The following is a 20,830-nucleotide window of genomic DNA, read 5'->3' as shown; positions in this document are numbered from 1 at the left end:
GAGGAGGAATTAGATGGACAACTATACTGTATACCACATTCATTCCGATCTATCCAATCTTACAGCAGGAACAGGTGCAGACAGTGTAACAAAGTTTGTAGATTATCTCGATCTGGCAGAAAAATATGGAATGAACTCCTTTTGTTTTTCAGAGCACGGCAATCAGATGAATTGGATTAAAAAGAAGCAAGGGATAGAAAAACGCGGTATGAAATACATACATGGCAATGAAGTGTACTTAACCCGTCATACTGACAAACAACAAGGTCTAATACGCGATAATTACCATTACATGCTAATCGCCAAAAACTATGAAGGGGTGAAAGAGCTAAACACACTAACATCTAAGTCGTTCAATCGCCAAGATGGTCACTTCTATTACAACCCCCGTATCTCATTTGAAGAGTTAAAAAGTACCTCCGACAACATTATCATGACCTCTGCTTGTTTAGCTTCCCCTTTATGGCGGATGTACAAAAATCCTAAACTTAAAAATGAACTCGAAGATATGTTGCAGTGGATGGGTGATAATCGCCATCGTATGTTTCTAGAAATCCAATATCACACACATCCAGAGCAATTTGAATTCAACAAACTACTACACCAGTGGTCAAAAGATTTACAAATTCCATTGATTGCAGGAACCGATACGCATGCCCTGAATAGAGAGCATCAAGAAGCTCGCAAGATTTTTCTCCAGTCCAAAGGGGCAACGTATGGGAATGAAGACATGTTTGACCTCACTTTCAAATCCTTCCAAGAACTAGTAGGGATGTTTGAATCCCAACGTGCACTCCCTAGAAATGTTTACCTAGAGGCGATCCATAACACAAATTCAATGGCAGATATGGTTGAAGAGTTCAGTCTCGATAAAACTCCTAAATACCCCAAACTATATGAAAATCCGATTGAAGTATTCAAACAGAAGATTAATGACGGTGTTGTAAAACGTGGGATTCATCAATTTCCAAAGGAAAAGAGAAACGAATACTACGATCGGATTAAGGAAGAGATAGACACTTATATCAAACTTGATTCTGTAGACTATATGTTGCTTCAAAAAAAGATCATTGACTGGTGTCATGAAAATGAGATCTATCAAGGGTATGGTCGTGGATCGGTAAATGGGAGCTTAATTGCGTATGTATTGGGTATCACTGAAATGGATTCGATTAAGCACAAGCTTAACTTCTTCAGATTCCTTAATCCAGATCGTGTAAGCTTACCTGATATTGATATCGATTTCCCTCCAAGCAGGAGACAGGACGTAATTGACTATTTATCGGGCTTAGATGGAGTAGAGTTCGCCGAGATTATAACGTTCAATACGTTGGCAGACAAAGGATCTATCCGAGAAGTTGGCAGAGCGCTGGATATGTCGTTAGATGTTGTGGATCATATTGCAAAAAACATTGAAACAGATGAGAAGAAGTTCAGAAAAGAGTATCCAGATTTATTTCAATATGTAGATGTGCTTAAGGGTGTAATCCAAAGCATGGGGAGTCACCCTTCAGGCTTTGTAGTATCACCCATTGATCTGGACAAGCATCTTGGGACAGTTTATACAAAGGAAAGCAAGCATAGGGTTACTAGCGTTAACATGAAAGAGCTTGATGGAGAAAATTACGTAAAACTAGATATTCTAGGCTTAGATAACATTGAGCTTATCAATGAGACTTGCAAACTCGCTGGAATCGAACGATTGATACCAGACAATATTGATACGTCAGACTTGGATGTTTGGAAGACCCTGCGAGAGTCTACTCTTGGTGTTTTTCAGTTTGAGGGGGATAGTGCACATGCGTATTTAAAAACGCTCTTTAGTGATGAGACCTTAGAGAAAATACATCATGATTTGGGAGAGGTTGATTATATAGATCTGCTTTCCCTAGCTAATGGAGCAATACGCCCTTCAGGAGAATCTTATCGGTATGATCTAGCAAAAGGGATAACAAAAGATAATGGCCACGAAGGTTTAAATCAATTTTTATCCGAAACATTAGGATATATGGTATTCCAAGAACAAATCATGAGATTCCTAACGGACTTCTGTGGCTTTTCAGGTGCGGAGTCAGATAGTGTAAGACGTGGACTTGCGAAGAAGGTGGGAACGGAACAATTTCTACCTGCTATTGAGGCAGGATTTATTGAAACGATGAGAACGCAGTATGATGAAGATGAAGAGCATGCCAAACAAATTCTTCAATCCTTTTTGAAGGTAATTGAGGATGCATCCGACTATGGGTTCTCTGTTAACCATTCACAGCCATATTCTTATATCGGGTACATCGGAGCTTATCTTCGCCACCATTATCCGTTAGAATTTCTTACAGTGGCTCTTAACCTGCGAGGCAATGATTTGGATAAGACCACAAAAATCGTACATTATGCAAAGCAAAAAAGAATTGAGATTAAACCAATACAATTTGGCAAATCCCGTTCTGTCTATAGCTTCAGTAAAGACGAACAGGCGATCTATAAAGGTATTCAGTCAATCAAATATCTGAATGCCAAAGTTGCTGAAGAGCTATACGAACTAGCGAAAAAGGATTATGATCGAGATAATTTTGTTATGTTAGTGGTTGATATGCTTGAGCACACGACGATTGATACTAGGCAAATGGAGATACTTATTCGTTTAGACTTCTTTCAGGAGTTTGGTAGGCAGGAAGTCTTACTTGAAATTTCCAAAGTAATGATGGATAGGAAGAAGCCAGATGGAGAATTGTACCCCGAATTTGTCACAGTATCATTGAAGTATACAAAGGGGCATAAGGAGAAGACGAAACAACAACGCATTGCTAACTTGGAGAACTTCGAAAAAGCGGTTAGAGATCATCCGCCTCAAAAAGTTAGTCTCCATGAGCAGATTTCTTTTGAAAAAGAAACATTGGGCTATGCAGTATCGACTTTTGAAGATGTGAGTGAGTCATTTGCAGTTGTTTTGGATATCGACAAAAAATTTACTCCTAAGATTGTGCTTTATAGAGTAAAAACAGGCGAGGAGTCTGTATTAAAGGTGAACAAGAAGAAATTTTACCAAGGAGATGACGATCTTTTATATGTAGGAGATGTGATCCAAATTTTAGAGACTGCTGAGAAGAATGGATGGAAAAACGTGAATGGTAAGTGGGTGCAGAATCCAGAAGCAAAAGACATCTGGCTAGAAAAATGCAAGTTGATTCGAAAGAGCAAAGAACGTGATGCCGTATTAGATAACAATTGCAGATCAATTGTATAATAAAGATAGGATTTGCTTTGTATGGAGGGGGATTTTCCTGATCAAGGAGAATGCCATTTGAATTATATTTATGGGATAGATCCAAGTCTGTCCAGCACAGGTGTTACTATTTACGATTTGGAAACAAAACGATTTGTATACATAGGAAGTATTCAGACGACCAAAATCAAAAGTCAAAAGAAACGATACCATAACGCATTGAAACTCAAGCATGTATACGATAGCCTATCAGAGCTGAAAGCAAAGTATCCTCCAACTGTAATTGCTATTGAGCGGGGATTTAGTCGCTTTAACACTTCCACTCAAGTTACTTACAGAGTCCACGGTTTGATAAATCTTCTATTTTATGATGTTGAGCAAGTCTACTATCCTCCCAAGGCAATTAAGGAAGCTGTTCTGAGTGGGAATGCGACTAAGCAACAGGTACAACAGGCTATTAAAGTACTACATCTTATTCGGTTTGTAAGCGAAGATGAGAGTGATTCTTTTGCAGTTTGTCTTACATATCTAATCAAAAAAGATCTAATTGACTATGAAAAGCCCGCACTGTCTAATTCAGAAGTGCGTGCGTAATGAGAAGAGGAGTTGGTTTATATGCCACCAGAACTACATAAATTGAGCCCTCCTAAAAATGATTTAACTGGGCAGACATATGGTAGGATAACTGTATTAGCTGATGGAGGGACAAATAATAAAGGAATAAGGTACTGGGAATGCCAGTGCCTTTGCGGAAAAGTAAAAATTATAAGAGGAAGTAGTTTCACAAGCGGAAAAACAAGATCGTGCGGTTGTTTAAATGGTGATGCGATCCGAATAAGAAAAAGAGTCACGGATATAAAAGTAGGAGATCGTTTCGGTTTGCTTGTGACAATCGAGAGAAAATCTAATACATTATGGGCGTGTATATGTGACTGTGGGGGGATGAAGGACGTAGAGTCCTATGATTTGAAACGAAAGAAAGTCAAATCATGTGGCTGTAAAAAAAATAAAGAGCTACAAAATACAGTACAACATTATAAGAGAAAAAAGGAAAAAGTAGGCGCACATGTGCCTGCTCTTAAAACAAAAGTGAGACATAATAACTCTACAGGTGTAAAAGGTGTAGGAAGAGTACAGATGCCTAATGGTAGTATAAAGTATTCAGCATATCTCACCATAAATGGAACGACTCACCGAGCAGGCTATCATGACACTATAGAAGATGCTACCATCGCACGGAAGGATTTAGAGGAAAAATATCATAGGCCATTTCTTGAAAATAAATGACTACTCTAGTGATGGCTTATGAACGTCTTTCTCAAATCAACAGATATTTTTAGAATCAACCCCTAGCCCTTTGAGCTGGATAACACAACTATTGGAAATGAAATGAAACCTAACAGTTAGAGAAGTATAAGCGAATGATACCGAGGAACATTTCTTTGAGGATCTTCAAAGAAAAATATCGTAAAATTTTGTTGTTCTAGAAATGAAGTGGTACTATAAAGTAAAGGTAATTGTTAAATTTATTCTAAATGAAAAGATGAGGTTGGTGCTATGGCTAAAAGAAGTGGAATGTATATGGGTGTTATTTCCTCTATCATCACTATCATGCTATCCGCCTGCTTTTTGCTTCTTACTCCTAACAGTAAAGATACAATAATTAGGGTTTTTTCTTTGGTGACATTTCCAACCTGCTTATTTCTAATTGCATCGTTAATTCGAAGACCGTTACTAATGCTGTTGTTTTTAATATGGTCAATACCTATTGGGATTTACTTGGGGGTTGCAGTAATCCCTAGCATATGGAATCTATTTGTTATTTCATTGCTGTTCAGTTTCATCTCAATTTTAACTGTTTTATCCGAAAAGAGAGAAGAAATCAGTAAAAAAACTCATCAAAACAGATGAGTTTGGGTTCAAACAATGTTTGTATATTGGGATAAGAACTGTATCTTAAGTAGTCAGAAATACACGCTATGGCAATTGCTGTGGTGTGTATTTCTGACTACTTAAGATACAAATTTACTTTGCTTAATGTGTCGTAATTTTAAGATGCAATAAATGACCAGCTACGCCTTCAGTATCTAAATCAGCGAAGTAGTGATATTTTTTATTTGGCTTTGGTGTAATACTGATATAGTGTTCTGCATATGTTGTCCCCGTGATTCCACCCAAGAAATTAGTATTAACATGTTTTGCACTAGCTGATTGAAAACTATTTGGATCGTTATTGTATTTTTTCCACACTAATTTCCAATATGTTCCTAAAGAAGTGGGGCTTGCATCCCAAGTATTTAATGATCTGCTATAGTAGCTGAATTTACCATTATCATCTTTCCAACTATATCCAAGATCAGTCCAATTGCAGTCTATATTAACTGGATCGTAAGTATGCGCTCTAACATTAGCACTGTTGTAACTGACTAAAGCCTTTGAATTTCCTACTGGCTTTTCTTTTGTAACAATGGGAGATGTTTGAAACATGGGATTTTCTTTTACAGCTTTATATGTCCCTTTTTCGAGGTCTGCTGTGACTACGTAGCTTCTATAGACACCATCGGCAGTGCCAGTTCCTCTTACTCTAATATGGAAACCGTTTTCGCCCTTTTTTGCTTCAACTTTATCGAAGACAGTTGTACTACTGGCTTCAGCCTTTAAAATTTTTACTTCGTTAATAGATCCCGTTTCTGCCGCAAAAGTAGTTGCAGAAATACTAGAGAATAGTACTATAGATAATACAGCATTAAAGAACTTTTTCATAAACTAACCTCCTGTTTTTATATATTAATCTTTCAATAAAATTAATACTATTTAAATGATATATTTTATTAATATAGATTTCAATGTTTTTAATTATATACTTAATATTTCTAATTATTAAGACTTATGAGCTAATATTAATGAAACTATGCTCGGGATAGCTAGATAAAATTGTACTTTTATCAACCATTAGAGGATATTTAGCTTTTGGGTGAATCAGTATCTAGAAGCTATTTCAAAAGTCGAAAGTAGCTCGAAAATATCCCAAAATCCTGTTTTTCAGCACACACCTGAATGACAATGAATCAAGCTAATTTGATGTTTCCGAAAGGAGCCCCGCTCCGAAGAAATTTCTAAATTATGTTTTTGCAAATCTTCTAGTGAGATGCTATTTTGTGATAGTAGTATTTGCTAAATTTGATGGCTAAGTACTGCAAATATCAATCTCTTATATAATTATATATGTTATATTAATAAATGTATTACATAGAATTTAATAGGAGGTGCTAATATTGACTAAAGAACAAGTAGTAGCTCAAATTAAAGAAGAAATGAAAAAAGTAGATTTCAGCGTTCGACTCATTAATGGATGGAATCACGGTTAATATTAAGACACAAAATACAGAAGGTTCTCGTTGTGAGTTCCTTCTGTATTTTTAAATTTTAATAATCATGAGAGGATGCTATTATTTATGAAATACCGCAACTATCTTTATTCGAGCACACCTTCTTTTTCCATTGTGCGTTTATTATTAGAAAATAGAGAGTACTTAGAGAGTGGATGTCATCCTCTTTTTTTTACCGCATTGACTAGGGGGGAAGATGATAGTAGTTATTATAATGTGAGTTACATATCTGATTTAGGATTGCGTAGAACGGATGAAGCGAAACATTACTTTTTCGAAAATGCAATTCCTCTTTTAAAGAAACTAGGAATAGATAATGCATCCTTTGCAAAAGTAGACGCAACAACAAAAGACATATTGGATGATTTGAAGCTTGAATTAGGTTCAGTAGAACATTATGATTTTGAAAAGTTTATATTACAAAATAGTGATAATCCATTTTTGCTGAGCGAGGTCTTGAGTTATTATGTTGATGTGCTAGGTGGATGGCAAGATGCCGATGAATTTGCGCACTTAGCTATACTCCATAAAAATGAATTTGTAAAGAAGGATGACACAGCTCGTTTGTTATCTTTGTGTGGGAATCTTTTGGCTCAAACTGGCAATACATTGTGTAGGGATGTTTATCGTGAAGCATTTGATATCTGGATGGATCCCTATCAAAAGTTCACTACACAGTTTAGATTATCAGTTGCTGAGATTAAACGTTTAAATACTCCAGAGAACATAGAGTCTTCTTTACTAGATACTGAAAAAGCAGCTGAGGCTTTTGGGACTGTTACTAGAAGTAAAAATACAACTAGATTTTGTATGGGAATGATCCGTAACTTACATGCATTGCATTTGCTAAAATCAGGGGAAATTGAAGAAGCTGGGAAAACAATTAATGAAGCGTGGGAACTGATTTCAAGTGTTTCCGATGATGAAATACACATTCGACCAGAAATTTCAAACAGGTATCGAATGCAAGTTTTAGAAAATAAAGGACTATACTTTAAAACCATAGGGGATTGGGATAGTGCCGTTGCTCTTTTAAAAGATGCAGTCTATTTCAGCGAACATCATCATAGGGAATCCTTGTCAGAAGGTTTGGCTATGTTAGGATATGCTCTGATTCGCAATAAAAGATTCAACGAAGCTGTAGACATTTTAGTAAGAGCTGAAAAGCTTTTCGCAAGAAGTGTGTGGTCTGATAAATTAAAAGAGATTCATAAAATGCTGATTGCTACTTATGACGATTTGGGAAATGAAGAAAGATCGGATTATTGGTTTAAGAAACTAATTTCGTCAAATAAAAGAGAAGAGAGTTAAAATGTCACCAACAAAATTATGGAATCGAAATTTCACTTTATTATGGATCGGTCAAGCACAATCTGTATGTGGAAATATCCTCTATCTAGTAGCATTAACTTATTTAGTTTTAAATTTGACAGGTTCACCGAAATACACAGCAATAACTATGGCGGCTGGTACTATACCATATGTACTTAGCCCACTAGTTGGCGTTATGATTGACCGAATCAACATAAAGCCATACCTTGTTGTGGGAGATCTCATACGAGGGATGATTATGATGTTGATTTGTTATCTCCTCTGGAGTAATCATCTCACTGTTTCTGTCATAATTGGATCTGCTTTTTTAACAGGGTTAATAGGCGTTATTTATCGCCCTACATTTGGATCAATATTGCCTAGATTAGTTCCAAATGAAGATATAGCACGTGCGAATGCTTTAAATACACTCTCTGGACAGATAGCCAATTTTGCAGGATTTATTTTCGGCGGGATTCTAGTTGCATATATTGGAATCTTATATGCGATTCTAATCAATGGGGTTACGTTTGTGATTATGTCAATATTACTAGGACTTATTAAGTTTCCTGAGATTACTGAAAATGGTAATAACGCTTCCGTTGTGGAAGATCTAAAAGCAGGTTTTGTTTATTTATTTTCTTCGATCCCTTTGTTGAAGATTCCCTTTATTTTTTCTGCCATGGGTGTTAGTTATGCAGTCTTGGAGATGCTAATGCCAGTAAAGTTAAAAAGTGTGAATTACGGTGCAGAAGGATTTGGAATCCTGTTTTCAGTGCTCTTAATTGGATCAATATGTTCTAGTTCTTGGATTTCGAAATTTGGTAAGTACCTTGACGCAAATATCTATACACCAATTGGATTAGTTGCGATGGGAGTTTCGATAGGTGGAATAGCCTTTTCGCCTTCTCTTAAGGTAGCCTGTGTATTTGCATTTATATATGGTATCGGATCTTCACTAGTGAGCATAAGTTCAGTTACATTTATTCAAACGAATGTAGAGGATCGATTTAGAGGACGAATATTTGGCTTGTTTGGTGTGATTGAGCAGGCATGCATGCCGATTGCTTTACTTATAATAGGGGGACTTACCGATTTCATAAGTACTGAGATCATATTATATCTGACATCGCTGTTTCTGTTAATCATATCATTTTTCTGGATTTTTGGTTTTAAGGCAGAGAAAATCAGATGATTATGTGAAGGTCGGACGAGTAGAATTTCTTAGTAATCTATAATCTGTTTCTATAATCATTGGTTAATCTTTTTTTATGAAAAGAAAGTATTTTTAAAAGCGATGGAGGCTTGACGGAATGAGTTTGATCCAATTGGGATGGAAAAAACAGCAGGAAGCTTGGGAGAATGAATGTAAGATAAACGGTTATGAACTTGGAAGAATTATAACTGAATATCCTAGTTCGTATCGAATCATGACACAAGAAAGGGAGCTCCTAGGAACAGTTTCAGGGAAATTTCGATTCCATGCTCATCAACGGAGTGATTACCCTTGTGTGGGAGATTGGATTTCATTTCAACGTTACGATGAGGATAAGGGAATGATTCATTCGATCTTCCCTCGTTTTAGTCAATTCTCTCGGAAAGAAGCAGGGACTGGATTAGAAGAACAGAATGTAGCAAGTAATGTAGACTTTGTTTTTTTGGTTAGTGCACTCAATCAAGATTTCAATCTGCGACGAATCGAACGTTATCTTGTTTTAGCGTGGGAAAGCGGTTCTAACCCCGTAATCGTATTGAATAAAGGAGATTTATGTCCAGATGTGCATGAAAAAGTCCATCAAGTGGAAGGTATTGCTTGTGGTGTACCTATTCATGTAATCAGTGCAATGAGTCACCAAGGAATTCAGGAATTATCACCTTATGTGTCGGCAGGAAACACGGTGGCTTTGTTGGGATCATCAGGGGTAGGGAAATCAACGTTGGTGAATGCCTTACTGGGTACGGATCGTCAATCTACACAGGGAAGCAGAGAAAAAGATGGGAAGGGAAGACACACAACAACTAACAGAGAATTAATTGCTTTACCACAGGGTGGAGCGATAATCGATACTCCTGGTATGAGAGAGATTCAATTAGGAAGTATTGTGAGTGGAATCGATGATGCTTTTATGGATATTATTGATTTGGCCCAATCCTGTCACTTTATTGACTGCACACATCGTAAAGAAACAGGATGCGCTGTTCAACAGGCAATTGAAGAAGGGGTCTTATCATCGGAACGCTTACACAGCTATCGAAAGCTTCAAAGAGAGCTTGATTATATGGATAGGAAAGTAGATAAGGATCTACAATTAGCAGAGAAGAATCGAACAAAGAAGCAACAAAAAGCTTACAATCACCATTTTAAAAGAAGATGATAAATAAGTGAATTTAGATGACTTTTGTCGATCTCTAGTGGCGTAGTAAATCCCTGAGATCGACATTTAAATTTCAGTAAATAAAGAATAGTCTAATATTAATCTACTAATCAGAGGAGAGCTATTACGAATACCCTTGAATAGTATATCTAATATTTTTTAAAAATCAAGAAACTTTTAGCTAAGTAGGTACTATGCTTGTAAAAATGAGATGAATTTAAGACTATGAAATATACTCTAAATAGTTGATAAAATAGATTTTATATAGAAATGGTTAGTCTGATTCTGCCAAGAAATTAGAAATTGTTTAGAGACGAAAGCATAGCTGTTCCTACACAGCATGCTTTCGTCTGTTTTTATGTTTATCACTCTAAAGCTTTGCTTCAAAGTGGGAACTTAGTTCATCCACATCATTTTTCAATTTCTCTTGAATGGCTTCCGTCATTCTTTTGAAAGTGAAAAATTGATAGGATTTAGTTGTTTGTCGGAGGAAATGATCAGGGGATGTTGACCTGAATGCATTCTTTTGTTGAAATTCGTAGGGCAGATAGAATTCGCCTTCCAGCCTTTCTACTAAATAGGTGGTAGTGTAACAAGTGGCCTCCTTATTATCCATTTCAAGGTGAATATCAATCAGTACGCAGTGGTTTGAATCGATAATATGCCCAAATAGATTATCTCGTTTGAACTTGAATTCACTTTTGAGCTTCTTTTCTTTCGTTATCTTATCTTTCGCTACCTTGAGTTCATCCTCTAGTTCTTTAATTTGATTATGAAGATCTAAAGAACGATTATTGCCAGCAGTTACTTCTTCCTGAAGCAGTGACTCTTTTTCCTTAGAAGAACTAAGTGAAGCATTAAGACTTGGTTGGTCAAGGTGGTTGTGAATCTGGAATTTGCCCAATTCGATAAAACCTAGTAGCGTTCATCATTCTATAGATGGACGTTTTTTTAATTTATTTGATCCTCCTTTTCTATATTATGAAAAGGAAGATTGCCAATTGTGTATACCATAATATAAAATTAATAGATTATAGAAATAGATTATATACATATTACAGGGGAGGGGACTGCAAAGAGAAACGTCTTTGCAACGGTTACTTTATGCAAAATAGAAAAATCATAAAAATGTTACTTATCATGATGGTTGTACTAATCGGATTTAGCTTTGTTGGGAGTGGGGTCACATATGCAGTCGATTTCAACATCGATAACATCGAAATTGACTCTCATTTTCCGACCGATCTTGCAGGTGAACCCACGACCGAGGTGTCGTGGTGGGACAAAGCAGGAGATTGGGTTAGTGACAAATGGAATGGTTTCACGGATTGGTGCGGTGAGCTGTGGGATGATGTAAATAATATCTTGGACGATCTAGGTGCTAAAATCAAAAGTATTAAGGATAATTTATGGGAATGGGGATTGACAATCGGGGCTGGTGTTACCTTAGCATGGGCTATATTAAAGAAGCAGTTTCCAATGTTAAAAGTGTTGGAATGGGCAACATATTTCCTTAAAGGTGTGTTACGAGGATTGGTAGACATGCTCATCGGGGTCTTTGACTTAGCGCTAGGAGCTGTAGGACTCCTAGGGTATGTCATTCTAAACCCTAGGGAGTCATGGAACCAGCTCAAACATTGGGCTACACACCCGGGCGAGGTTTGGGATAACATATCCAATGCGGCAGGGGGGATCTGGAAAGAGATAACCGAGTCATGGGATCGCATGGTAATCAACGGTGATGGGAAATCTCGTTCAGAGTGGTTCGGATATGCATTTTCACAACTTCTTGGGTTAAAAGGTGTAGATAAAGCAGGGAAGGCAGGCAATGTTGTTTCGAAGTCAGGTGGCCTCTCTAGTAAGTTTCCTTTAACAAGTAAAGCTTTTGATGCAATCTCTGACTCATTAACCGGGTTGGGTGACAAAGTAAAGTCATTCGGCGATAATCTATTCGGTAGTGGCAAAAGAATCCTTGCTACCACGACAGCCGGTGCGGTTGCAGTAACAGGACTTACATTTGCATGGCCGAAGATCGAGCCATTATTAATGAAGTTCAAGGACTGTGTAGCTGTACAACAGCAGGACACAGGACATTATCTTGCTTCGATGCAATTGGCTGGGAAGATTGATTGTCCGAGTGGGAAAGCAGAAACGGGTTCAAAGAGTTTTACTAAAGGTGGAAATGAAAATTTCACTAAGGAATTACTAGAAACCAAACCCAAAAATTCACCAGTTCCAAAGAAATGGCTAGATAAAGGTGGTAGTATAAGTATAGATGAAAATAAAGTCTGGACTTATACCAATAAGAACGGAGTTTCTATAAGGTATCCAGATGGGTATCCAGACTTCTCCAGATATCAGCATCCAGTTGTCGCACCTGTAAAGATTAATTTCACGTCAACTAGACGGCTTGATTTTAAGGAAGCCAATTTAAAAGCTGGTTTAGGCAGAGAATCTACACCATCAGTACCAGCAAGCGATAGACCACCTACTGGTTATACATGGCATCATCATCAAGACGGGGAAACAATGATGTTAGTAGACTATTCGATTCATAGAGAATTCACTCATGTTGGTGGAGTTTCATTAAATAAATAGTCTATGGAGATATGCAATAAAGGAAAAGCACCTAGTTTTATTGGGTGCTTTTCTAGTCTTCATATTCGCTACTGTTGGTTAACCCTTGTAAAAAACTTTTGAAGTTGTTGGATAAAAGGGTCACAACAGGCTTATCAGATACTTCAACATCCACATGAATTACTCGTGGTTCTCCACTTTTTCCACATTGACTATAATCCAACATTACAGCATCATGACCAGCCGATGGGCAATCGCATATGACAAATCCTATGTTAGTAGGATAGCCCCAATCCTCATCGGAATCACGAACATCTTCAGAATCAACCCCATGTTCGCCTCCTATGCCACGAATACTTTCAATCGCAATATGATCATCTGCCCAAGAAGTCGGCGAAGTAGTAGGAAAGCAAGAATTAATGGGAGTTCCACCATTTTTCGTTTTTATCAACTCTATGTACGCTGATGGAAGCTTGTAACCTAGTTTTTCCTCTGCTTTGACAACCATTTCCTCTGTAACGGACATTGAGTTCGTAAAATAATCGGACTGACTCCAAAATTCATTTAAACCATTATTCATTCTAGCTCCTCCATATCGAAAATTAAGATTGATTCTCCTGTTATTAAATATATCATATTGGTGCATAGCGAAGATGGGAAGATGATGATTCTTGTGGATGAATACATTCATACTTAATTTAAACATAGGGGTGGAGTTTCTGTGTCGAGGGAGGAATAGGATATGACCAAAGTGTTTAGTACAAATGACAAACTTTCCATTGATGAGATTACTCAATTTGAAAAGAAAAATGATCTCCAACTACCTGATCAATACAAAGACTTTTTATTAAGATGGAACGGAGTTGCATATACGGAACCAAATCTATTTTTCATCTCGAAAGAGCAAGGACCTAGTGTGTTGAACGGGTTACATGGTATAGGTGATATGTATGACAACTTGCAGGATTCCCTTGATATTTTTGATGATGATCGTTTACCAAGTGGTTTTATTTCGATTGGGTTCGACCCTGCTGGGAATCAGATCGTATTAGGTACTAAAGTTCCATACTACGATCATATCTACTTCTGGGATCATGAAGAAGAAGCAGAAGATGAGTCTGATATGAGCAACATGTACTTCTTGGCAAATAATATTTTCGATTTTTTGGATTCACTATATGATGATCCATCTATGTAGAAAATTCTATGACTTAGTGGAGATAAGGATTATCCCTTGTCTCCTTTTTTGTAGGGATAATCATGTGAATTGTGAAGGTCTTCCTTACTTTGAATGATCTAAGGTATAGAGTATACTTCAAATAGTGGATAAAAATGAAATTTTATAGAGTGGTGACAACATGCGATGGAAAGAACATAATGTTGATGATGATACACATTTGGTTGTTCCAAAAGACTACAGTTTAAAAAGAACATTTGCTGAAAAGCATCCGATTTTAATGAAAATACTTCAGGCAGAATTAATTGTGGTATTTCTCATTATTGCATGGTTTTTGATCAACTATTTTTATCAACTAGGCTATTTTACAAAGTGGCAGATTCCGTTAAACTATTTGGAGGTTGATTTACTTCTAAGCTCAGACGCTGGGGTTGTCATAGTGTATGTCATTGTACTTTTTTCTAGTATGTATAACTATGTGATAGTCAATTTTATGAACATAAAAAGGTTCAAGCTTCATAAAACAAAGCCCCAAAGAAAAGCAATCCCTTTATCAAAAAAGAGGCAGATATTAATCTATGTGGTATTAGCAGGGTTTCTTGATTTATTAATGAATTTTTACTTTAATACGAGCCCTACATTTTCAGCGTATTTTTGGATTGCTCTTATTGGATGGACAGTATTTTCCTTTCTCATTTGCTTACCCAGTTTTATATTTAAAGATATTTTATCGATTTCTGAAGATATGGAGAGTGTCAAGAGAGCCTTAAGACTTCTTCTTGGTACAGCTTTGTTGATTATTGTCCTAGTGGGTGTCCCATGGTGGATGGGGCATTCGTCTGAGTCGCTAAACAAAGTTAGCTATAATGGAAAAGCAAGCAATCAAGTATTGATGAATCGTTATCGAGACTATTATCTAATAGGATATACTGATCAAAAAAACTTGCTGTTTCCATGTTTTGAGTTAATTAAACTTGCTGATGATGAGAAGGTTCAAGCAGTCCAAAAGTCAATCGATGACTCCAAAAAGGAATTTAATCGATACTCTTATGGCGCAGAAAATGTAATGATTATGAGTGAGAAAGTGAAACTAGAGCCTTATACAAAAGAGATGTCACCTAGTGTGTGCAAAAAGAAACTTGATGACTCTGATCAAAAGAATATACAATCACCAACTATAAAAGTATCAAATTGATGTGAATATGATCTGTGGTACTAAGGTGCACCCCAACTGTTGGACACGAAAAACAACAGTTGGAGGTGTTTTTTTATGGAATCAAAATTTAGAGAAGTTCCATCATAAAAATTACTAATAATATAAATATTTTCTCCAAAATAAACTATTATGTCTTTTGTTAATCCTGTTGACTATCGAATTTTATATATTGTAATATTATAAATGTGTTACACAATTTTAAAAATATAGTAGAGATTGAAACTTATGTTTAATCTATTTAATCCAAAATCTATATCTAGAATTGTGGAAGAACCTTAAAGAATCTTTTCATAAAAAACAAACTGAATTCATCATGAGAGGAAGTGATATCCCTATAGAAAATCAGAAGAAGGGAATTGATTTGCACAATCAGAATATATACTAGGAGGATTTATCATGTTGAAAGCGAAAAAAATTTTTATGCCAGTACTAATAGCTTTGGTTATGTTTTGTTTAACTTTATCTCCAGCTCTAAGGGTTACTGCGCAAGCTAACAGTACTCCAAGCATTGTTAAGATTACAGGGGATAAGGCTAAGAAATGGGTTGATACAACACAACACGCAATAGAGAAAGGTGAAGTTAAAAAGGTTGCTCCTTTGTCTACTTTTGATTTTGAAGGGTCACAGGTGTACGATATTGGCGGTGGAGTTACGTTTGTTGCAGTTCCTTTGCATGGGAATTATAGCCTTACTAGTAACGTAACTGTATTCTTCAAGGATAATGCTGTATTGCAGACAAATGAAACGTTAATAACCAAGAATGTGGTAGGAAATTTCCAAGTTAACAAGTATTTGAATGGAGTACTTACTATTTCCAAAGATACTGGGATTGCATATAAGACAAATGATCAAATGCTTGCAGAAAATCCGACTTCTGGAATTCAACCAATGGGTAAGAAAAAATTGTTAGCTTGTCTTACCGTAGCCCTCGGTGTTAGTGGTACGGTGGCTACTCTTATTGTGGCGGCGTGTGCTGGTGTGTGTGGAGCACTGACACCAGTTACTGCTCCTGTCTGCGCCGCGTGTATTGGTGGATTTGCAGTTGTTAGTGGTGTGGGTATCACTGGAGCGGTAGCTTGTTTCAACCTTAAGTGAGTGAGGTGATTTAATGGATAAGATTTTGGCTAAGATTTTGATGGTCTCGATTATAGGATTGTCTTTATCTGGTTCCGTTTTAACCCTCTCGATCCCTCCATTATTCGACTCTCCAGTAAGCGATGTGTCGAAGATGATTACTACTGGTTCAGCAGTAGCTAGCATTATATTCGCTGTCTTGGCTTTAGTGTTTCGTCGGCTATTCGCCAAAGAGCAATTAGCCAAAAAATAAGACGAAAAAAGAGTAATTATACTCTCGAATCAGGAATGAGACTTCACTACGGAGTCTCATTTTTTTTGTATAAAACTGATCACAAATGAGAAAAACAACTGTTTTAGTAAGTGAGGAGGAATTTTACATGACTTATGAAGTGGAGTACGAGCAAGTTGTAGTAATCAAATATATTGCTTTGGTGGATGCAGAAACTAGCTCAGAAGCTAGGAAGAAAGTACTGAATCGGGAGATCATTAGCGAAGAGGAGCTAGGTTTTGAACATCGTGATTCAAAAATACTTAAAGCTAGAAAGGGAGGAGTTTCTAGTGGGTAAACTCAGAACAGAATTTTCTTGTCTCTTTTATGATGAAGAAAGAGAGTTTATTGAGGAAAGTAGTGTTTTCCTACAATATATAACGAACGAATTCTTGATATAGATTGCGGTAGCTATTCCTACTTTGAATGATCCAAGGTATAGAGTATACTCTAAATATAATAAAAATACGCTTTTATTAAGTGGATATATGGTCCATATAAGAGATGAACGATATGGAGATGAAATTATGAGTCGGAATCTACCAAATAAAGATAAATCAAAGAAAATTTCTCCAGAAAAGGATAAATTTATCAAGAGTCCAACAGATCGAAGTACTTATAAGTCAGTGGAGGATACAGATGCAGGTAGTGATGACAATAAATTAAAAATTGAGCCTATAATGGAATAGATAAAACATAGAACAGAGTTTGGAATTTACGTAATTGGAGAAGGTGGCAATAGATTTATGAGTGAAGTGCACAAGAAAAAAATAGTACAAGTAGGATTAGAGGACAAGGAATATGACCAGCTATTGGAGCTGGCTACAGATAGAGAGATGACTGTTCAAGAGTATATGGAATGTATAGCGAAAGGTCATCTAAATCAAATGAATTTGAATGAAGAGGAATATTGGGCATCGCTATGTTCATTGGTACAAGATATTAGTATTCAGGTGGTGAGCAAACATTCAACAGAAAATTATTTCATAATAGCAAGTGATGGGATTCGTCATGCAGATTTATGTATTGAGGGAATTGAGTCTGATCCACAAGCTATCGCAAGAGTAATAAAGATCCTTTTTGAGAAAGAAGATGTTCAGCACTATATAGGAGAAGAGGAGTTCGGGGTTAAGATAATAGGTATAAGACAAATTTAATAAGATGAGGAGTACAACAATGAAGAGTATAATTGCTTTCATATTTAACGTATATAAAAAATATAAGCTAAAGAATTTCCTAGTTCAAATTGACCAATATCTACTTGAAGTTAGCAATAAGAAAGATGAAATTGGAGCCTGCCTCCAAAGTTTATCTAATCAACGTGATTATATAACTGATGAACAATTAGAGGCAGTTAAAAATGTATATTTGCCAGAAGCTAGTTATTTCAGTTTAGATAATCCATTTAATATAAATAAAAAAGCGCACTCGTTTTATGAGAAAGAGGAAGGCTGGATCATATCCAATCCATCTTACAAAAAGGTGATGACTAGATATAACCAAACTAAAGACGCATTTCTTTCTCAATTGGTTTATTTGGATGAAGCAGTAGTTCAGATTAACGATCATATTAGTCAAAATAATAGGCTAATAGAGCAATTTATCTCTCATGTTGTTTCCATCAAAAAGGAGTACATTACGCACTCCATCACCAATAAAATACTGACGGACTATTCAAATCCGTATACTTTCTTTTCGAGTGGAAGACAATCTGAAGTCGATAAAGTGGCTGTTTTTCTCGAGACATATACGAATTTTCATTCACTTGTTTCACGGTGGAATAAGGAGTATGTTCAACGTGAGCTCGAAGAAAACAAAGAGCTTTTTGATAACATAGATGGGAAATCTTTAGATGCACAACAGAGATTGTCCATCGTTACAGATGAAGATCATAATCTGATTTTGGCTGGTGCAGGTAGTGGGAAAACACTAACCATCTCAGGTAAGGTAAAGTATCTCATAGACAAAAAACAGATAAGACCTGAGCAAATTCTTCTGATCTCCTTTACCAAAAAAGCTTCGGAGGAGATGTATGATCGCATTTCCAAGAAGCTTAATGTCGATGTGCAAGTTAAGACCTTTCACAAATTAGGGTTAGAAATTATCAAACGCCATGAGAAGAAGAACCCGAGCATCGCAGAGGAGAGTGAACTGGAGAAAGCTATTAATTCATACATACAAAGCGAGCTCCTTCATGATAAGAATCAGATAAAAAGACTGATCGAGTTTTTTAGTTATTATTTGAACATACCTAAAGATTACACAGATTTTAAAAGTCTGGGAGAATATCATGAGCATTGTAAGAGCATTGATAAACAAACCATCAGAGGAAAGACAGAGGAAGCAATATTTGTCAAAAAAGCTACAGGAGCTAGGAAGGAAGAAATGAGGAGCTTGAAAGGGGAGCGGGTTAAGAGTTTAGAAGAAGTGATGATTGCAAACTTCCTGTTTTTGAATGGTGTTGACTATATTTATGAAGCCGACTACAAGCATGAGACAAGAGATAGGGATTATCGACAATATAAACCAGATTTTTATTTGCCAGAGTTCGATATTTATATTGAGCATTTCGGGCTAACAGAACATCAGCGAGCGCCTTGGCTAAATCGCTATGAAGAAGAGAAATACATAGAAGGTGTTGCATGGAAAAGGAAGTTGCATACTGAGAAAGGCACAACTCTCATCGAGTCGTACTCATACTACAATAAGAACGGAATTCTGTTGGAGATGTTGAGAGAAAATCTAAAGAAACATAACGTCGAAATGTATGAAATTGATTTTCAGGAGATATTCTCGATTATTTTCGATCAAGACAAACAGGATCAGTATTTTAGAGAATTCTTTAACCTGATTAAAACGTTTATTGGGCTTTTTAAATCTAATGGCTTTACCGAGAAAGAGTTTGATGAGTTCATCGAAATCAATAAGCAAAAAGAGAATAATGAGTTCCTGAAAGAGCGAACTGATCTCTTCTTCCATTTTGTGAAGCCGATTTATTTACATTATCAAGCGGATTTAAGTAAAAAGAAAATGATTGATTTTAATGATATGATCAACCAAGCAACCAATATAGTGTGTTCTGATGATGTGTATTTTGGCTATAGATACATTATCATTGACGAGTATCAGGACGTATCGATCAGCCGATTTAATTTGATAAAGGCAATTAAGGAAAAGACAAGTGCAAAGGTTTTGTGTGTTGGAGATGATTGGCAATCCATCTACCGTTTCGCAGGTAGTGACATCCAATTGTTTACTCAATTTGGCAAGTTTTTTGGGGAACATGAGCTTTTGAGAATTGAAAAAACGTATCGGAACTCTCAAGAATTGATCAATACTGCTGGCGATTTTGTTATGAAGAATCCGATGCAGTTTAAGAAAGATCTGACTTCACCAAAGAATCATACTGAACCCATTAAGGTTATTGGTTTCAACAATCAGATTCATGAAGCCTTAAAGTTTGCAATTGAAGAGATTGTGTCTTCTTATGGCGAGGAAACAGAAATTATGTTACTTGGAAGAAATAGATTTGATATTAAGCCAGTTCTTGAGGAACCCGACTTTAAAGGAAAGTGGAATAAAAAAACTGGGATATGTCCAGTAAAATATAATAAATACCCTTCGCTTAAAATGGTTTTCTTAACTGCACATAAATCAAAAGGCTTAGAGGCAGATAATGTAATACTTCTTAATGGCAAAAACGACATAAATGGCTTCCCTAATAAAATGGTAGATGACCCAATATTGTCATGGGTGTTGACGGATAGTGATAGCTACCTATATGGCGAAGAACGTCGGTTGTTTTATGTTGCTGTGACAAGAACCAAAAATATAACTTATGTCCTTGCTCCTGAAGGGAAGATGTCCACATTTACAAAAGAACTCATTGAATCCTATGACGCACCTTATATATCTTTGAGTAAAGGAAAGAGCATTCTGGATAATCCAAGATGTCCTAAGTGTCAAACTGGGTATTTACAATTGAGAGAGGCTAAAAAGAAATTTGTAGGCTGTGCCAATTATCCGAGCTGTGACTATACGTTAAACCAAATAGGCGTTCTCGAAAATCCTAAAAAGTGTAGTTCTTGTGGCGGATTCATGGTAAGGAAAACAGGGAAATATGGCGATTTTCTTGGGTGTACAAACTATTCTAAAGACAATCATCCTTCATGTGCCAACACAATGGATATCAGTTAGGGATGACAATCTTGTAAATAAAT

At 36.4% G+C, this 20,830-nt stretch carries 18 protein-coding genes; 15 read left to right on the top strand and 3 right to left on the bottom strand.

What is annotated here, in order from left to right:
• Positions 1-13: 13 nt before the first annotated feature.
• From dnaE to BLU58_RS00645, 3 genes are read left to right on the top strand one after another with little or no spacing between them, the layout of a single operon-like run.
• A complete protein-coding gene (dnaE, locus tag BLU58_RS00655; protein ID WP_093290309.1) occupies positions 14-3,241 on the top strand; it encodes a DNA polymerase III subunit alpha in 3,228 nt (1,075 codons plus the stop codon).
• A gap of 57 nt (positions 3,242-3,298) precedes the next feature.
• Positions 3,299-3,814, top strand: a complete 516-nt coding sequence (locus BLU58_RS00650; RefSeq protein ID WP_176786423.1) for a crossover junction endodeoxyribonuclease RuvC — start codon at positions 3,299-3,301, stop codon at positions 3,812-3,814.
• A gap of 21 nt (positions 3,815-3,835) precedes the next feature.
• Positions 3,836-4,507, top strand: coding sequence for a hypothetical protein (locus tag BLU58_RS00645; RefSeq protein ID WP_093290307.1), 672 nt, complete (start codon positions 3,836-3,838; stop codon positions 4,505-4,507).
• Between the two features lie 747 nt (positions 4,508-5,254).
• Here BLU58_RS00645 and BLU58_RS00635 read toward each other — a convergent pair.
• Complete coding sequence (locus BLU58_RS00635) at positions 5,255-5,983, bottom strand: hypothetical protein (protein WP_093290305.1); 729 nt, start codon at positions 5,981-5,983, stop codon at positions 5,255-5,257.
• 692 nt (positions 5,984-6,675) lie between these two features.
• Between BLU58_RS00635 and BLU58_RS00630 the strand changes: the two genes are divergently transcribed.
• The 3 genes from BLU58_RS00630 to rsgA all read left to right on the top strand — a co-directional run bounded on the left by BLU58_RS00630 (position 6,676) and on the right by rsgA (position 10,295).
• A complete protein-coding gene (locus tag BLU58_RS00630) occupies positions 6,676-7,920 on the top strand; it encodes a tetratricopeptide repeat protein (RefSeq protein WP_093290304.1) in 1,245 nt (414 codons plus the stop codon).
• 1 nt (position 7,921) lies between these two features.
• Entirely contained in the window at positions 7,922-9,115 is a 1,194-nt protein-coding gene (locus BLU58_RS00625) for an MFS transporter (protein WP_093290303.1), read from the top strand.
• Positions 9,116-9,233: 118 nt separating this feature from the next.
• Positions 9,234-10,295 (top strand): ribosome small subunit-dependent GTPase A, encoded by a 1,062-nt coding sequence (gene rsgA / locus BLU58_RS00620; protein WP_093290302.1) that lies wholly within the window; start codon positions 9,234-9,236, stop codon positions 10,293-10,295.
• A gap of 370 nt (positions 10,296-10,665) precedes the next feature.
• On the opposite strand, the gene BLU58_RS00615 is transcribed toward rsgA, so the two are convergent.
• Positions 10,666-11,199, bottom strand: a complete 534-nt coding sequence (locus tag BLU58_RS00615; RefSeq protein WP_093290301.1) for a hypothetical protein — start codon at positions 11,197-11,199, stop codon at positions 10,666-10,668.
• A gap of 236 nt (positions 11,200-11,435) precedes the next feature.
• On the opposite strand from BLU58_RS00615, the gene BLU58_RS16695 reads away from it, so the two are divergent.
• On the top strand, positions 11,436-12,893 hold the full coding sequence (locus BLU58_RS16695; protein WP_255404515.1) for an HNH endonuclease: 1,458 nt from the start codon (positions 11,436-11,438) through the stop codon (positions 12,891-12,893).
• A 52-nt stretch (positions 12,894-12,945) separates the two neighbouring features.
• On the opposite strand, the gene BLU58_RS00605 is transcribed toward BLU58_RS16695, so the two are convergent.
• On the bottom strand, positions 12,946-13,452 hold the full coding sequence (locus BLU58_RS00605) for an SMI1/KNR4 family protein (protein ID WP_093290299.1): 507 nt from the start codon (positions 13,450-13,452) through the stop codon (positions 12,946-12,948).
• A 162-nt stretch (positions 13,453-13,614) separates the two neighbouring features.
• Here BLU58_RS00605 and BLU58_RS00600 point away from each other — a divergent pair, with 162 nt between their 5' ends.
• The 8 genes from BLU58_RS00600 to BLU58_RS00565 all read left to right on the top strand — a co-directional run bounded on the left by BLU58_RS00600 (position 13,615) and on the right by BLU58_RS00565 (position 20,807).
• Complete coding sequence (locus BLU58_RS00600) at positions 13,615-14,070, top strand: SMI1/KNR4 family protein (protein ID WP_093290298.1); 456 nt, start codon at positions 13,615-13,617, stop codon at positions 14,068-14,070.
• 160 nt (positions 14,071-14,230) lie between these two features.
• Positions 14,231-15,244 carry a hypothetical protein gene (locus tag BLU58_RS00595; RefSeq protein ID WP_093290297.1) on the top strand — a complete coding sequence of 338 codons (1,014 nt, stop codon included), beginning with the start codon at positions 14,231-14,233 and terminating at the stop codon, positions 15,242-15,244.
• Between the two features lie 417 nt (positions 15,245-15,661).
• Entirely contained in the window at positions 15,662-16,360 is a 699-nt protein-coding gene (locus BLU58_RS16595; RefSeq protein WP_218122164.1) for a hypothetical protein, read from the top strand.
• A 13-nt stretch (positions 16,361-16,373) separates the two neighbouring features.
• Positions 16,374-16,592: a hypothetical protein gene (locus tag BLU58_RS00585; protein ID WP_255404514.1), complete on the top strand. Its 219-nt coding sequence runs from the start codon at positions 16,374-16,376 to the stop codon at positions 16,590-16,592.
• Positions 16,593-16,719: 127 nt separating this feature from the next.
• Positions 16,720-16,908: a hypothetical protein gene (locus BLU58_RS00580; RefSeq protein WP_093290296.1), complete on the top strand. Its 189-nt coding sequence runs from the start codon at positions 16,720-16,722 to the stop codon at positions 16,906-16,908.
• 229 nt (positions 16,909-17,137) lie between these two features.
• Complete coding sequence (locus BLU58_RS16230; protein WP_176786422.1) at positions 17,138-17,299, top strand: hypothetical protein; 162 nt, start codon at positions 17,138-17,140, stop codon at positions 17,297-17,299.
• A 57-nt stretch (positions 17,300-17,356) separates the two neighbouring features.
• Positions 17,357-17,767 carry a hypothetical protein gene (locus BLU58_RS00570; protein ID WP_093290294.1) on the top strand — a complete coding sequence of 137 codons (411 nt, stop codon included), beginning with the start codon at positions 17,357-17,359 and terminating at the stop codon, positions 17,765-17,767.
• Between the two features lie 19 nt (positions 17,768-17,786).
• A complete protein-coding gene (locus tag BLU58_RS00565; protein ID WP_176786421.1) occupies positions 17,787-20,807 on the top strand; it encodes a UvrD-helicase domain-containing protein in 3,021 nt (1,006 codons plus the stop codon).
• Positions 20,808-20,830: the final 23 nt, after the last annotated feature.

Source organism: Thermoactinomyces sp. DSM 45892, assembly GCF_900107305.1.
GTDB lineage: Bacteria > Bacillota > Bacilli > Thermoactinomycetales > Thermoactinomycetaceae > Baia.
Note: the sequence above shows the minus strand (reverse complement) of the source record. Positions and strands in the feature narration are given on the sequence as shown.

Excerpts from the sequence above, each read along its gene's own strand:
- BLU58_RS00645 (WP_093290307.1), top strand. The coding sequence starts at position 3,836 with ATGCCACCAGAACTACATAAATTGAGCCCTCCTAAAAATGATTTAACT.
- BLU58_RS16695 (WP_255404515.1), top strand. The coding sequence starts at position 11,436 with ATGATGGTTGTACTAATCGGATTTAGCTTTGTTGGGAGTGGGGTCACA.
- BLU58_RS00600 (WP_093290298.1), top strand. The coding sequence starts at position 13,615 with ATGACCAAAGTGTTTAGTACAAATGACAAACTTTCCATTGATGAGATT.
- rsgA (WP_093290302.1), top strand. The coding sequence starts at position 9,234 with ATGAGTTTGATCCAATTGGGATGGAAAAAACAGCAGGAAGCTTGGGAG.
- BLU58_RS00630 (WP_093290304.1), top strand. The coding sequence starts at position 6,676 with ATGAAATACCGCAACTATCTTTATTCGAGCACACCTTCTTTTTCCATT.
- BLU58_RS00585 (WP_255404514.1), top strand. The coding sequence starts at position 16,374 with ATGGATAAGATTTTGGCTAAGATTTTGATGGTCTCGATTATAGGATTG.
- BLU58_RS00570 (WP_093290294.1), top strand. The coding sequence starts at position 17,357 with ATGAGTGAAGTGCACAAGAAAAAAATAGTACAAGTAGGATTAGAGGAC.
- BLU58_RS16230 (WP_176786422.1), top strand. The coding sequence starts at position 17,138 with ATGAGTCGGAATCTACCAAATAAAGATAAATCAAAGAAAATTTCTCCA.
- BLU58_RS00625 (WP_093290303.1), top strand. The coding sequence starts at position 7,922 with ATGTCACCAACAAAATTATGGAATCGAAATTTCACTTTATTATGGATC.
- BLU58_RS00580 (WP_093290296.1), top strand. The coding sequence starts at position 16,720 with ATGACTTATGAAGTGGAGTACGAGCAAGTTGTAGTAATCAAATATATT.
- BLU58_RS00605 (WP_093290299.1), bottom strand. The coding sequence starts at position 13,452 with ATGAATAATGGTTTAAATGAATTTTGGAGTCAGTCCGATTATTTTACG.
- BLU58_RS16595 (WP_218122164.1), top strand. The coding sequence starts at position 15,662 with ATGTTGAAAGCGAAAAAAATTTTTATGCCAGTACTAATAGCTTTGGTT.
- BLU58_RS00635 (WP_093290305.1), bottom strand. The coding sequence starts at position 5,983 with ATGAAAAAGTTCTTTAATGCTGTATTATCTATAGTACTATTCTCTAGT.
- dnaE (WP_093290309.1), top strand. The coding sequence starts at position 14 with ATGGACAACTATACTGTATACCACATTCATTCCGATCTATCCAATCTT.
- BLU58_RS00565 (WP_176786421.1), top strand. The coding sequence starts at position 17,787 with ATGAAGAGTATAATTGCTTTCATATTTAACGTATATAAAAAATATAAG.
- BLU58_RS00595 (WP_093290297.1), top strand. The coding sequence starts at position 14,231 with ATGCGATGGAAAGAACATAATGTTGATGATGATACACATTTGGTTGTT.